Source organism: Ruegeria sp. CF4 (assembly GCF_056537345.1).
Map to the genome: position 1 here is coordinate 1 of NZ_JBQFRJ010000001.1, position 14461 is coordinate 14461.

Below are 14461 nucleotides of genomic sequence, written 5' to 3' on the forward strand. Positions count from 1 at the left end.
ATCGCGCGTCGCGCGATGCCGGGCCCAACAGGAGGAGGCATTCCGTCAGGAATGTCGATGACTGGCGGGAGCGCTTGTGCTCAGCCGATGGCGCTTTCAGCAGCAGTGCGTACGGCACGAATGTTGTCGCCGTAGACCGACGGATTGGTCACCGATCCGCCTTTGAACACCGCAGACCCGGCAACTAGAACATCAGCACCTGCAGCAGCGACCAGAGGGGCCGTGGCGGGATCAACGCCACCGTCAATCTCGATATGCACGGGGCGATCGCCGATCATTTCGCGCAGTCGACGTACTTTGGCCGTCATGTCGATGAACTTCTGACCGCCAAAGCCGGGGTTTACGGTCATCACGCAGACCAGATCGGTCAGCTCCAGCAAATGCTCAACCGCCTCCGCCGGAGTGCCTGGGTTCAGCGCGACACCTGCCTTCATACCGGCACCGCGGATGGCCTGCAGCGTCCTGTGTGTATGCGGTCCGGCCTCAACATGGGCGGTCAGGATGTCGGCGCCCGCATCGGCATAAGCCTGAATGTAGGGATCGACCGGAGAGATCATCAGGTGCACGTCCATCACTGTTTTCACATGCGGACGGAACGCTTTGACAGCAGGCGGGCCGAAAGTGAGGTTTGGCACGAAATGCCCATCCATCACATCGACGTGGACCCAATCCGCCCCTTGTGCTTCGATGGCCTGAATTTCCTGTCCGAAATTGGCGAAATCGGCAGACAAGATGGAAGGTGCGATCTTGATGGAGCAATCAAAGCTCATGGCGGGCCTCATGTGAGATCTGGTTTGCGAGGCCATATAGCTGCCTGAGGCTTCGATGGGTAGCCCCTACGCTCGTGATTTGGGGCAATCCTCTCTCAAGCGCCCAAGGGGATGCGTTCCAGCAGGTGAAATCGGCCATCAGAAGCTTCTCCGACCAGTGCCAGATCACGGATCTCCAGTGGTTCGGGCAGTATCGGATGTAGCCTCGCCTCTAGCAGGGTTTGAACCTGTCGCAGGGTCGGTTTGCTGAGCTTGCTGCTCAGAGTGATGTGAAAGCGAAAAGTACCCATTACATGCGGATACCCCCAACGGATCAGATTGCTTTCCTGCTCTGTCGTTAGTCTGGCCGTGCGACGGCGCGCCAGTTCAGAGTCAGTCAATGGCATTCGGAACCTGTCCAGATCGCGTACGCAAGCGGCGGCAAGTGTGTTGACAGCTGTGGTGTCACCACCCGGCACAAGAGCCAGAAATCGACCCAGCGGGGCGATGTGCAATCCTGATACAACCGCCAGTCGCTGCGTTTGCGCAAGTTCTCTGCAGGCAGCTTTCAAAGCAGCCAGAGTTTGCCCCTCTCGCAGACGAAATGGTGGCTTCAGGGTCGCGTGCAGGCCGTATCTGCGCGGCGTTTCTGTTGTGGCAGCAACATCAATATCGGAAAGATCTGGATGGGGAATTGGCTGGCCTTCGTCCACGTCCCAGCCCAGCCATGCCTTGCAGAATCGGACCCATTCAGCCTCAGGCGGTGGCAGGAAATAGACTGCGTAGCGTGTGAACTCCATCTCGGTTTCTCGATACATCCTTGCGTCAAATCAGGCGCGGTAGAAAAGATACCGGTCCGGAGCGATGGTTTCGGGTCCCGCGATTTGGTCGAACCCGACCAAGGGTTGGCCCGAGATCAGCAACGCTCCGGGGCGCATCACCTGCGCTATCAAGGGGCTGAGGCGCGCGGCCTCTGCCACATCCTCGGATTTGATGCCGCGCCCGAAATCATAATGCGCCAACGCTATGGTTCGCCCTTGTGTGGCCAGCTTTTCCAACATGGGTTCCGCCTCACCCTGCAGGAAATCCTCTTCCGGAGGCGTACTATCGGGGTGACATTGCAGGACCCGATCCATCACCCAGATTCGACGCGCAGGTAAGATTTCCCGAAGATGATCGTAAGTGCGGCCATTGCCCAACCCCATGTCCAAAACATCGCCATCCTCGCCTTCGATCTGCGCAGCGGCCCAGTTCAGCCCGTCGCGCTGAGCCGTCAGGCGGCGCAGCATTGAATCAAGTCTGCTCATTCGGGCTTTCCTTCCAGTTGAGGGTCTTATGCAGCGGTCCAGGGTTTACCCGGCCCATCGAGCAATCGTTGCAGCAAGTCTCTCGTAAAATCCCAGATGTCTTGATCATGGACCAGATGGTGCGTCAACACACCAAACGGTTCCGTGTTGTCAGTCCGTCCTTCACGGCGATCCTGCAAGAGCTGCACGGTTTGCAAGACAAGGTGCTCGGGGTCGGCCAGACCGCGCGTGCCGTGCCAGTCGATGGGATCCAGATGAGTGTTCACTTGTTTCAAACCCGGCGCTGCCAATTCGGATTTGCGTGGCGTAGACGTCGAGAGAATGCGATAGCCCAAAGCGGGCAGGCGCTCCGCGGCTTCAGGCGCGATCCGGTTCCAGGGGGGAACAAACATCGGGCGCAGGTATTCGCCGAACAACATCTTGAGCCGCATCAGACCCGCCTCAGCGTCAGCGGTGATTGCCTCGATTGGTCGATGGAGGCGAAACTCCGCCTTTTTCTCGCCTTGCGGTGCATGGTTCCGATGCGCCCAACCGTGCACGACCGGGATCAAAGCAGGACTGGCTTGCACATAAGCTACGAGTTCAGCTTCAGCGCCTTGCGGGATCACCGCCAAGTGGGCGGGCAGACCAAGCTCATCAGACAGCGCCGTCAATTGATCGAGCTGCCGGGTGACTGAAACGGCATCGTCGTCTCGCCACCAGAGTGGCAGAGTGAGGCCCGCCTTGCGCCAAAGATCCAGTTCTGCTTGCAAGGGTCGCCAATCGGGGGTCATCCTTTGGCCCTCCGCAAGCTGGTCGCGATCTCCACCGCGCGTTGGGCACCGTTGAATCCGTGGGTCATGGGCGCGCGATCCGGTCCTGACATGACGCGTGCCAATGCGTCAGCAAGGGACGCGCCATCCAGATCGTCACTTTTCAGAACAGTGACGCCATCCAACTTGGCAAGACTGCCTGCGCGCAGACTTTGTTCGACTTCTTTGCCGTCTTCGAAGGGTATGAGAACCGAAGGCGTGCCGCTTTGCAGCAAATCCATTGCCGTGTTGTAGCCGCACATACTGACCGACGCGGCAGCAAGCGGCAGCATTTGCCGAAAGTCTGATCGAACAGGTTCAATGGTGATCGGGATATCTCCGGCAAGAGCCGACAATTCATTAATGCGCGACCGTGCGTCTTGCCCACCTACCAACAGGCGCCAACGCCTGTTGGGCATCTTTCGCGCGGCCTCGATGGCCGAGCGAAAGATCGGTTGGCCAACTGACCCTCCGCCTGCGCTGACCACAATTTCATCCTGCCCCAGGCCTTCGGGATGCGGCAGCGGTGCGGCTGCCGCAACAAAGCCTGTATAGTGCAGGCGTGCGGCCAGTTGATCCGATACAGGCCAGCTTATCTGCAGCGGGGCGATGTCGGGATCGGAATGAACAAGAACACTGTCGTAGAACTGTGCAATGATTTCATCCGCGCGTTCGGCTTTAGCGGGTTTCGAGGGCGGCGCGAGGATATCGCGGATCGAACTGAGAATGACTGGCGGGGTCGGCAAGGCTTGTGCGACCTCGAGCGCCGCCAGAAATTCGGGCGCAAGCGAGCGACGGCCGAACGGATAAAGCTCAGTGATGAATATCTCAGGTTGAAACCTGCGCAGCGCCTCTGTCAGTGCGGTAACACGCGCGGCCAGATAGTCCGGGTCTGCCACCTCTCCGCTCTGGTCCAGAAGGCGCGTAAAGTTGGTGCCATCCGATCGCAGCGGCGGCAACCCCAGCAATGTCATCCCGCGCGTGTCAAGCTGTGGCGCAGGCATCCCGCCTGAGATCACAAAAACCTCATGGCCTTGCTGAACAAAGGCGCGACCCAAAGTCAGTGCGCGGCTCAGGTGCCCGGTTCCCAACAAATGAGTTACGGTGATCATGACCCTCATGGATGGGCCTCGCTTCGGATCAGTCTGATTGGTTCGACCTCGGCCCGCATGGTGCTGAGGTCCACGATATATAGTCTGTTTCGCTTGATCTTGAACGGGGCGGGGCCTGAGAAATCCCAGTCCCATGCCTTGGCAAGGATCACCCGCATGATGCCGATGTGGCAGACGGCAAGCGTGTCACCCTGAAGGGTCTCCAGCCATGGTGCAATCCGAGTCCAAAGGTCTGCCGGGCTTTCGCCTCCGGGGGGCCGGAAGCCCCAGCCCCAATCCTCTATGTGCCGGTAGCCGCTGTCCGGTATCTGGATAAGGTCGACGCCACGCTGCCCTTCCCATTCGCCCCAGTTCATTTCGGTCAAGGCTTCGGATGTTTTTGGGGTCTGACCCGAGACCAGCAGCGCGGTTTCCGCTGCTCGTGATAAGGGGCTGGACCAGACCGATGCCGTGTCCCATGGGGCAGGCAGGCAATATACTGACAGTTCGGCGCGTGCATCGGCATCAAGCGGTATGTCACTGCGTCCTTGAATGCGGCCCGCGCGGTTCCAGTCCGTATGTCCGTGGCGTAGTAGCGCTAAACGGCTCATGGTTGATCTTCCAGCAACGGGCGAACGGCGGACCAGAAGGTATTTGTCGCAGCGGGCATCAGATGTCGTTTGGCAATGTGCGCGCGCGCGCGTTCGCCTTCTCTGCGGCGCAAATCAGGATCAGCGCAAAAGGTCTGTATACGTGTGGCCAGCCCGGCCGTTCCGGCCTCAACAGATGGATAATCGGAAGGCAGAAGAACATCGCGCACGCCGGGGCGATCTTGCGCCGCCACGGGTATGCCGCTGGCCTGCGCCTCAAGGTAGACCATTCCGTAAGCTTCATTGAAACCAGGCCAGATCAACAGTGATGCGCGCTCGTAGACCTGTTGCAATGTCGCCCGGTTCAACTGCCCGAGAAACCGGACACGATCTTCAAAGGGTGCCATCAACGCTTCAACCTGTGGGCGGGCGGGACCGTCACCCGCGATGTCCAGAACCCAGTCACCGGTCAGATGCGCCAGAGTTTCAGCCAGAATGGTGTATGAGCTCAGCTTGTCGCCGTCTCGCATCATTCCTACGGTCAGCATGGGGCCATCTTGAGATGAAGCTTTCGGCAGGTCTGTGATCGGCAGGAACGGGGGTAGCTCGGTAAGCTGCTGATTGCCGTAACGCTCTCGCTGCAATGTGATCAGGTCGTTTGCCGTATGGTAGAAGATAACCTGCGCTGCATCACAGGCCGCATGGGCGTAGTGGGCGAAGCGATCCCAAGGGCCGTTCAGCCGACTTGTGGCGCGGGTGCTTTCAAGCTGTACGTACGGGATGCCGCGCGCACGGCAGATTTCCGGCCCCAACAGGTCAGGGGCCTTGTAGTAATTGTGATAAGTCACCCAAAGGTTTGTATCAGCAGGCAGGCCCTGAACCAGTCGCTCGGTTTCCGCCTGTGCTTGGGCCAGAAACGTCTCTTGCACCTGTGAATCACCCGTTTTGTCGTAGATGCGGAGTTGCGAGGCGAGCTCGACGCTGTCCCCCTGCGCCGCGATCGCTGTCATGAGGTTCCGTGCCATTTCGCGATCGCCCGAGGGTTTAGGGCTGTCGGGGGATTTCATCGGCGCATAGAATGCAACCCGCGCCATCAGACGTCATCCGTACACAAGGTTTTCAGCCGCTCAGACAGGCGGCGAATGCCTGGGTCCATCTGGAAGTCCGCGATCAACCGATCATGAGCGGCCGCGGCCATACAGATTGAAGTATCGGGATGCTCGGCTAACTTGATGATCGCGCTGGCCAGTGCCGTCGGTTCGTCGCTGGACAAGACGCCGTGGACGCCATCTTCGATGAACTCGGGTATGGCCGAAATCGGAGTGGAGAGGATCGGCAAACGTTGAGACGCCGCTTCCATCAGCACGTTCGGTAACCCGTCCCGGTCGCCGTCTTCCGCGATACGGCTGGGCAGGACAAACAGATCTGAGTGCTGCATTTCGGCAATCACCTCGGGCTGATCGCAGGCTCCCTTCCACGTGATCCGCGAGGTCAACCCCGCCGCATCGGCTTGGGCTTTCAGCGCATCGCCGAGTGTACCGCCGCCGATATGGACCCAGTGCCAATCCAGCGTCTTCGGCAAAAGCGCGAGCGCCTCAAGAAGCCGGTCAATACCTTTCTTTTCGACCAGACGCCCGACCGAGAGCATGCGGAACGGCGAACCCGCCTGACGTGGTGCGCGTTGAGGAGGGGCGGGAAACCGTGACAGATCCAGCCCGTGATAGATCAGGTCGACCCGTTCCGGATCGTCGGCAAGTGAGCGCAAATGCGCGGCACCGATGGCTGTGCAGGTCGCGCCAAAGGCCGCCCCATATGTTGCCGCTTGCAGCTTCTCACGCTTTTCCCAATCGGGTGAGGTCCAGATGTCTTTGGCGTGGGCCGAAAAGCTCCAGGGCAGGCCGCGTATGATTGCGGCATAGCGCGCGACCGATGAGGGCGTGTGCATGAAATGCGCATAAAGCGCTTGTGTCTGCTCGGGAAGCTCGGCAGCCAATACGCAGGCCTGGCCAAAGCGGCGGATACGGTTATGGGAGGGATCGCGTCGCAGATCCTGCCGCCAGATGTCATAGGCTTGTTGATAGCCGGGCAAGCGCATTGCGATCTGGCGCGCAGCCTGCAGACGTTGCGGTTCATCATACAGATATTCCGGCAGGTAATGAACCTGCCCCTGAAATCTGTCGTGCAGCGGGTGGCGTTTGGTGTCGGTGGGGTGGCGCAGGGACCAGATATCGAACTGGTGCCCGGCGTCCTGCAGGGCCACCAGTTCCTGTGCAATGAACGTCTCGGACAGGCGCGGCCAGCCTTTGACCAGCACCGCTAGCTTGGGGGATTTGGCCGTCATCCGATGGCGCGCTCTTGTTCCGCACCCAGCAGGGCATCGATACGATGGGTGACGTATTTCAGGCCATCCAGCAACCCCGCACGAATGGCTTGTGAGGGGAGGGGCTGGTCTGACAGATCACGGATCGCTTGGATCATTGCGTCCGCCGTCAGTCCGTCGCGCGTTTCATCCAACATCTGCACAAGGCCCAGATCTTCCGCGCGTGAGGCGCGGATCCATTGTTCAAGCCGTGGGGTCGTACGCGGCACGATTACGGCGGGCTTGTCGAAGGACAGAACTTCGCAGAAGGTGTTGTATCCGCCCATGCAGACAACACCGGCGGCACCGGCAAAAAGCGTCTCGATCTGGGATTCGAAGCCAACCGCCGTAACCCGGCCGTTCAGTGCGGCGACGCGGGTTTCGAAATCCTCGCGCAGCTCGCCCGACAGGAACGGACCATAAACCAGAACTGCGCGAGGTGACAGATCGGGGTCCTTTTCGTAGGCCGAAAGAACGAGGTTGACCATCGCCTTGCCGTCGCCACCACCGCCGGGGGTGATCAGGATATAAGGCTGCTCGGGCGGCTCACCGACTGGTCCCAGATCGCGCCGCAAGTAGCCTGTCCAATGTATCCGCTGCTGCGTCGCGGGGCTGAGGGGCAACCCTTGCGTGGGATCATAGATCGAGCGCAGGCCATAAACCCAGATTTCGTCGTAGAACCGTTCGGTCGCTGCGATTGCGTCCTTGCGTTGCCATTCAGCGGCCAGAACTTCGGGTTCATCCAGCACGTCACGCAGGCCGAGTACCAATTTTGTCGAGCGAGAATACTCCAGATATTCGAGCGTCGGCAGCAGCTCTCCGCGAAACCCGGTGGGTTCCTTGTCGACGATCAACACGTCAGGATCGAATTGCTCAACCGCGGTCTGGATCAGGCTGGATCGCAGCTCGGTGACTTCCTCGATACCCATGCCGATAGTCCGCGACGCGTAAGAGCCGTCGGCACGCTTGGTAACACCAGGCAGGCGCACATGGTCCACGCGACGCGGGAAAGTGAAGCGCCCGGCCACCGGAGAACCCGTCAGAATCAGAGCTGAGGCGCGCGGATCCGCCTGCGTGATAGCGGCAGCCAATGCCCGGGACCGTCTTAGATGACCCAGACCGAACGTATCGTGACTGTAGAGCAGGATGCGCGGGGCGCGGCCGTGTTTTTCGTGTGCTGTTCTTAGGCTCATGCTTTGCCTGTTTCGGGTTCCAGTGCAATTCCGCGCGTTTGCATCTGTTATCTTATATGTTCCGTGCCTGCTTGCCAAAGCGGCAGAGCGCACCATGCAAATGTGGCAAACATTGCGAATTGGCAACAGCTTTTGCTGGCCAAGCCATCTGTGGGCCACTTTGAACAGGGGTTTTCGAGGCAGGTCTCCAACATCGTATTTCTCTGAGTTGTCATATTCAATTTTCGTTGGCTTGAAAACACCTTATAGCCAGCGGTGTCACGAGAACACGGATGCAGGACGATGTTGTGATGGCGTGTGGTGAGGATTTGAACCAGCTCGACAGGTTCTATAGGCTGCCCTGCAACCGCGAATTGGATGAAACGTATCATGAAAAAGAAAGTTCTTGCCGGATTGGTGCTGGTGTTTTGGGCGCTGTCGCTGGCATTTGTTTCAGCGGCGGCGGCGCAGTCGCTTATTCCAGGCTATCCCATCGGAGGGACGGAAGAGTCCGGTACCGCGACCTCAGAGAATGAGGATGTGGCGGCGGCTATCCGGGCTGCATCCGAGGCGGGGGCCAGCGTTATCGTGATCGATAGTGCCGGTCAGGTGGTTTCAACACCCGCCTCAGGCAGCGCGGCGAATGAGTCGTCAGCTGCTGACTCCATGGGTGAGGGATCACAGCTTATGAAAGCGCAGGAGCGCTTTTCTGACTTCCGCGAATCCGTTCGTTCGCGACTTGAGGCGCTGCCCTACTCAGTTTTTGAAGTAAAATATGTCCTAAGACAGACCAGCCCGGATGGTCGCATCCAAACCTATGTCGAAGTGCTGTTCTGGAACATTTTATTCCTGTTGCTGGGGCGCTGGTTGTCGACGGAAATCTACGGCAAACGTATCGCCAAGCGCTTTGTCGTGGCGCGGATCAAGGAACAGCCTCATGGCTATCGCGAGAAGATGCCGTTCCTGGTGTTCCGCTTCTTGATGGGGATTGGCGGTACGGTCTTTGCCATGCTCATGGCGCTGATCGTCGGATATCTGTTCTTTGGCGAGGCCGAGGATATCTCGATTCAGTTCACCGTCACTGCGATCTTCACGGCGTTCTTCCTGTCGCGCACAGTGTCGGACCTGTGGCGCATGGTTCTGTCGCCCTACCTCAGCCAATATCGATTGCCGCCCTTCTCGGACCGGGATGCGAAACGGTTGTATGTCTGGGCATCGGCGCTGGCGACCTATGATATTTCGGTGGTTTTGTTCTCGACCTGGGTCGCTGATTTCGGTCTGAACTACAATGTCTATGCCATGGTGTACGGCTCGCTGACCCTGGCCGGGGCGTTGGGTAATGTGTTGATGATCCTGTTCAACGCGCGTGCCATTTCAAATGCGATCCGGGGCGGGCGAGCCCCCGATCAGGTGTCGTGGATTTTGCGTTTCATCTCGTTCGCCTGGGCACCGGTATTGATCCTCTATTTGGTCTTCAGCTGGCTCAAGCTGGCAGTCGATCTTGTGCTTGAGGTCGAGGACTCGATCCCGATTGTGGCCAGCAGCTATGCGATCTTTATGTCGGTTGTCGTGGCCTACGGGGCGATGAACTATCTGCTTGAGCGCTATTTTGATCGCAATCGCAAGATTGAAGAGTTGAATGCGGAAGCGGAAGACGCGGAGGCCAAGGCCGAAGCAGAAACCGCCACACTTGAGGCCGAAAAGCGTAAATACGCTATCCTGACTTACGAGGATCTCGCCCGCCGTGTGGCCGGTATTCTGGCTTTTGTCGTAGGCCTCTATGCCTTGGTAGTGATCTGGAACCCGCAAGCGAACTGGAGCGAGGATCTGCCGGTTGGTCGGGCGCTGGATGTGATGGTAATCCTGTTCATCGGCTATATCCTGTTCCACTTTTTCCGGGTCTGGATTGACAGCAAGATCGCCGAGGAGGTTGACGACGGAGGCGCAGAGGCGGAGCTGGGTGACGAAGGCGGCGAAGGCGGGCAAAGCCGTCTGGCGACGTTGCTGCCCCTGTTTCGCGGGGCGATATTGGCGGTGGTCGTGGTGACGATTGCGCTGATCGTGCTGATGGAACTCGGCATCAATGTCAGCCCCCTGTTTGCAGGTGCCGGTGTCGTCGGTTTGGCCGTTGGCTTTGGGTCGCAGACTTTGGTTCGAGACATCTTTTCGGGGGCGTTCTTCCTGATGGATGATGCGTTCCGGAAGGGCGAATATATCGATATCGGCGACGTGAAGGGAACGGTTGAGAAGATCTCGGTCCGGTCGTTCCAGTTGCGGCATCACCTTGGGGCGCTGAACACTATTCCCTTTGGTGAGATCAAGGTTCTGACCAACTATTCGCGTGATTGGGTGATCATGAAACTGCCCTTGCGGGTGACCTATGACACCGACGTTGAGAAGGTGCGCAAACTGATCAAGAAGCTGGGGCAGGAATTGCTGAGCGATCCTGTGATCGGCGATAACTTCATCCAACCGCTGAAGTCTCAAGGCGTGATCGAGATGCAGGATTCGGCGATGATCATCCGGGTGAAGTTCATGACCAAGCCGGGCGATCAGTGGCTGGTGCGCAAGAAAGTCTATCAGGATATACGCGAGCTGTTTGCCCGGGAAGGCATCCGTTTCGCGCATCGTGAGGTCACGGTGCGTCTGGCGGATGACAAGGAGGCTGAGGACCTGACACCAAAGCAGCGCGAAGCGGTAACCGGAGCGGTGCAGGCGGCGATTGATGAGGATTATCTGGACGATATCGGACCGGCTGGTGGCGACGATCGGTAAGGTCCTCTCCCGCCCCTTTGATCTGCGTCGCTGACGCGACGCGGCCCAAAGCGTTGGGCCAAGCCGCGCGTTCCGCGCGGCGATTGCGCTAGGCTGAGGGGGTCGGCCAGGCCGCGTCAGACGTCCCGAGTTTGGCGGCGGGCAAGCGCCAGGTCATTGCGGCGGGTCCGACTGTGAGGGCCGGTTTCAGGCGGTGGCCTGGCCCCCAGCCGGAAGCTTCGGTCTGTGCGGCGTAATCTGAAGAAGCTGCGGTGGTAATGTCTTCACCGCCGCTGTTCTTAGCGAGGGTCGCCAGCAGTTCTGCGGTGCGGGCGAGCGATAGGCGGGCATCCATTACAGTGTGACCCGTAGCGGCCTCGGCCATGGCTGAGAGGACTGCCGCGGCCATCAGATAGCCCGTGGCGTGATCGAGAGCTTGCACGGGCAACGGTGTGGGCTTGTCTGCAGAGGCCCAGGCCATACCGGCATGGGCGATCCCTGAACTCATTTGCACAAGGCTGTCGAACCCGCGCCGAGTGGCCCATGGACCTTGCCAGCCATAGGCATCCAGAGTGACCTCGATCCGGTTAGGGGCAAGTTGGTCACGGGTTGCTTTGCCCAGCCCGAGCGCGTCCAGTGCGCCGGGGCGATAGCCATGAACCAGCACATCGGCTTGTGCCAATAGGTCTTTCAGCTGATTCAGCCCGTCCGGCGTTTTCAGATCCAGATAGGCGCAGCGTTTCCCTAGTGAGATATCGGGGATCACTCCGGGTTCATCCCAACCCGGAGGGTCGATGCGCAACACGTCCGCCCCGAATGCTGCAAGTGTCCGTGTCGAGACCGGACCGGCCAGAATGCGGGTCAGGTCGAGTACACGAAGCCCGGCCAACGGTCGCTCGCCCGACGCTTCGGGACGATCACGCAGAGTGACATTGTGCGGTCCGTGCCAGCCGATCAGGGGCTCGCGGGCGACGGCGCGCCCTTGTGGGTGGTCCTGCCATTCGGAGCGGTTGCGCATGGCGGCGGCGACACCTCCCTCAGCGACGATGGCAGCTTCCAGATCGATGATGGACCAGTCTTTGATCGCGCGTGTCACGGTGTCCCGGTCCGCTTCCACCTGCAGTACCTTGAGCGCGGCGGCGCGGTGGTGGGGCAGGTTGGTGTGCAACCTGATCCAGCCATCTGCGGCCTTGTAATCCCCGGCAATGGTATCCCACAAGCTGGGCATCTTCCACCCTTCGGGCTTGAACGAAAAGCCATACCACAAAGAGGCGAGCCGGTGATCCACGGCTATCTCAGGCGGCGTGGCTGACAGGTTGAGGGCTGTCATCAGACGGGCCAGTTCCTGACCCACTGCGGCAAAGCTTGCCGTCGCCAGTTCGGATACCGCAAAGGCGCTGGGGCGGGCTCCGACCCCGATGACCTTGTAGCTGTCGGTTGCGGGCAGGGCAGAGAGCAGGGTCATTGCTGATAGGGATCCAGACTGTCGCGCAATCCGTCACCGAGGAAGTTGAAGGCCAGCACAACGACGATGATCGGCAGCATCGGGATCGCGGTCCACGGGTAGATCTCGATCGAAGCGAGGTTCTGCGCGTCGTTCAGCATCACGCCCCAACTAACCGCTGGGGCCCGCAGGCCAAGGCCAAGGAAGCTGAGTGCGGTTTCGCCAAGGATCATTGCGGGAATCGACAGTGTTGCTGACGCGATCAGGTGTGACATGAAGTTCGGAAGCAGGTGCTTGCGGATCACCCGGCCCGAGCTCGCGCCCATCATCTCGGCGGCGCGCACATATTCCTCTTCCCGCAGCGACAGGAACTTGGCGCGTACAGAGCGGGCGAGGCCTGGCCAGTCGAGTATGCCGAGGATGATCGAGATGATGAAGAACACCGCAACCGGGCTCCAATTCGATGGAACAGCGGCGGACAAGGCCAGCCAAAGGGGCAGTTCCGGCAGCGAGCGCAGGATTTCAATTACACGATTGATGACCCAGTCGATGCGCCCTCCGAAATATCCGGCCATCGAACCGAACAGGATACCCAGGAAGAACGACACCGAGATGCCGATCAGACCCACGGTCAGCGACAATTGCGCGCCATAGAGGATGCGGCTGAAAACGTCTCGACCCAATCGGTCCGAACCCCAAAGGAACAGCGTGGCGCCCTCGGGCGCGCAGAACAGGTGCGTGTCGGATTTGATCAGGCCCGCCAGCTTGTACTCGGACCCTTCACAGAAGAACCGGATCGGGCGCGGGTCCTCGGTATCGGGGACGAATTTCCACTGGAAGGTCTCAAGGTCAGCCTCTGCCACGATGGGATAGACGTAAGGGCCAACGAATTCACCCTCATGGAACCAGTTGATGGATTGAGGCGGGGCGTACAGGTGCTCGCCGTTCCGATCATTGGGACCGTATGGTGCGATGAAACCTGCAAAGGGCAGCATCAGGTAACAGAGCAGCAGGAAGATGCCAGATATCAGGCCCAGCTTATGGGTCTTGAATTTGCGCCAGACCAGCACCCAGTTGGGTGCGTCCAGATCGGCACGTTCCAGCTGTTGGATCGAGGCCTGTGGGTCGAAAGGGGCTTCGTCGACATAGCGACCGTCGGGACGTTGGGTCATGCTTCACGCCCCTCATATCTGATGCGCGGGTCGAGCATGACCAGCAGGATGTCCGAGATCATGGTGCCGATCAGGGTCAGCAAGGCCACAAACATCAGGATGAAAGCCGACAGAAACTGATCCTGTGTTTTCAGCGCCGTCAGCAGGGTCGGGCCGATGGTTTGCAGGCCCAGAACAACCGAGACCAGAACCGAGCCTGATACCATGGACGGCAGCAGGTTGCCGATGTCGGCCACAAAAGGGTTGAAGGCCACGCGCAGGGGGTATTTCGTCAGCATCCGCGATGGCGCCATGCCCTTGGCGATAGCAGTTTCCACATAGGGTTTGCCAAGCTCGTCCAGCATATTGGCCCGCAGGCGCTGCATCATCGCTGACGCGCCCGAGGTGCCGATCACAAAGGTTGGCACGATCAGATGAAGTAGGATGGATTTGAGCTTGTCCCAGCTCATCGGTTCGCCTTCGAACTTTGGGTCCATCAGGCCGCCGATGGGCAGGTTGAAATACTGATGGCCATAGTAGAACAGGATCAATGCCAGCAGAAAGTTAGGCGTGGCGAGGCCCAGATAACCCACAAAGGCCGAGGTATAGTCGATCCATGTCCGCGATCGCGCGGCGGCGATCACGCCGAGGGGCAGGGCGACTGCGTAAACGAAAAGGATAGCGGCCAGATTGACCACGACGGTCAGCCATAGCGTATCGCCGACAATCTCGGACACCGGGCGATCGAATTCGAAGGACCAGCCATAGTTGCCTTGCAACAGCCCTTCGAACCCATGCGGTCCGGGCCAGAAGCCCATCCAGATCAGGTATTGTTCCGGCAGAGACCGATCCAGCGAATATTCCTTTCGAAGGAATTCCGCCTTGGCGACGCCAGCCGATTGCCCCGAGGCCTGCAGCTCGGCGATCTGGTTGCTGAGGTAATCGCCGGGGGGCAGGTTGATGATCACGAAGATCAGGACCGATACCACCAACAACGTCAGCAGCATCGTGAAAAAGCGATACACCGCATAGCGCAGCATGACCATTTAGCTG

General features: G+C 59.4%; 13 protein-coding genes. 1 reads left to right on the forward strand and 12 read right to left on the reverse strand.

What is annotated here, in order from left to right:
- Positions 1-80: 80 nt before the first annotated feature.
- From rpe to ACR0NF_RS00045, 9 genes are all read right to left on the reverse strand, one after another.
- Positions 81-770, reverse strand: coding sequence for a ribulose-phosphate 3-epimerase (rpe, locus tag ACR0NF_RS00005; protein ID WP_480666546.1), 690 nt, complete (start codon positions 768-770; stop codon positions 81-83).
- 95 nt (positions 771-865) lie between these two features.
- Complete coding sequence (locus ACR0NF_RS00010) at positions 866-1549, reverse strand: DUF1045 domain-containing protein (RefSeq protein WP_480777556.1); 684 nt, start codon at positions 1547-1549, stop codon at positions 866-868.
- Positions 1550-1579: 30 nt separating this feature from the next.
- The gene (locus tag ACR0NF_RS00015; RefSeq protein WP_480469025.1) at positions 1580-2056 is read right to left on the reverse strand and encodes a class I SAM-dependent methyltransferase; all 477 of its coding nucleotides are present in this window, start codon (positions 2054-2056) and stop codon (positions 1580-1582) included.
- A gap of 26 nt (positions 2057-2082) precedes the next feature.
- Positions 2083-2829 carry a polysaccharide deacetylase family protein gene (locus ACR0NF_RS00020; protein WP_480666549.1) on the reverse strand — a complete coding sequence of 249 codons (747 nt, stop codon included), beginning with the start codon at positions 2827-2829 and terminating at the stop codon, positions 2083-2085.
- Positions 2826-3968: a glycosyltransferase family protein gene (locus ACR0NF_RS00025; RefSeq protein ID WP_480777557.1), complete on the reverse strand. Its 1143-nt coding sequence runs from the start codon at positions 3966-3968 to the stop codon at positions 2826-2828. Before ACR0NF_RS00025 ends, ACR0NF_RS00020 begins: the two co-directional genes overlap by 4 nt.
- A complete protein-coding gene (locus ACR0NF_RS00030; RefSeq protein ID WP_480469028.1) occupies positions 3965-4549 on the reverse strand; it encodes a histidine phosphatase family protein in 585 nt (194 codons plus the stop codon). Before ACR0NF_RS00030 ends, ACR0NF_RS00025 begins: the two co-directional genes overlap by 4 nt.
- Positions 4546-5622, reverse strand: coding sequence for a glycosyltransferase family 4 protein (locus ACR0NF_RS00035; RefSeq protein ID WP_480469029.1), 1077 nt, complete (start codon positions 5620-5622; stop codon positions 4546-4548). Before ACR0NF_RS00035 ends, ACR0NF_RS00030 begins: the two co-directional genes overlap by 4 nt.
- On the reverse strand, positions 5622-6869 hold the full coding sequence (locus ACR0NF_RS00040; RefSeq protein WP_480469030.1) for a glycosyltransferase: 1248 nt from the start codon (positions 6867-6869) through the stop codon (positions 5622-5624). Before ACR0NF_RS00040 ends, ACR0NF_RS00035 begins: the two co-directional genes overlap by 1 nt.
- Positions 6866-8080 (reverse strand): glycosyltransferase family protein, encoded by a 1215-nt coding sequence (locus ACR0NF_RS00045; protein WP_480469031.1) that lies wholly within the window; start codon positions 8078-8080, stop codon positions 6866-6868. The genes ACR0NF_RS00040 and ACR0NF_RS00045 overlap by 4 nt, the downstream gene beginning before the upstream one ends.
- A gap of 369 nt (positions 8081-8449) precedes the next feature.
- On the opposite strand from ACR0NF_RS00045, the gene ACR0NF_RS00050 reads away from it, so the two are divergent.
- Positions 8450-10834, forward strand: coding sequence for a mechanosensitive ion channel domain-containing protein (locus ACR0NF_RS00050; RefSeq protein ID WP_480469032.1), 2385 nt, complete (start codon positions 8450-8452; stop codon positions 10832-10834).
- 88 nt (positions 10835-10922) lie between these two features.
- Here ACR0NF_RS00050 and ACR0NF_RS00055 read toward each other — a convergent pair whose 3' ends face one another.
- From ACR0NF_RS00055 to ACR0NF_RS00065, 3 genes are read right to left on the reverse strand one after another with little or no spacing between them, the layout of a single operon-like run.
- The gene (locus ACR0NF_RS00055; RefSeq protein ID WP_480469033.1) at positions 10923-12278 is read right to left on the reverse strand and encodes a CoA transferase; all 1356 of its coding nucleotides are present in this window, start codon (positions 12276-12278) and stop codon (positions 10923-10925) included.
- Positions 12275-13429 (reverse strand): ABC transporter permease, encoded by a 1155-nt coding sequence (locus tag ACR0NF_RS00060; protein ID WP_480469034.1) that lies wholly within the window; start codon positions 13427-13429, stop codon positions 12275-12277. The genes ACR0NF_RS00055 and ACR0NF_RS00060 overlap by 4 nt, the downstream gene beginning before the upstream one ends.
- Positions 13426-14454: an ABC transporter permease gene (locus tag ACR0NF_RS00065; protein WP_480469035.1), complete on the reverse strand. Its 1029-nt coding sequence runs from the start codon at positions 14452-14454 to the stop codon at positions 13426-13428. Before ACR0NF_RS00065 ends, ACR0NF_RS00060 begins: the two co-directional genes overlap by 4 nt.
- Between the last annotated feature and the right edge of the window lie 7 nt (positions 14455-14461).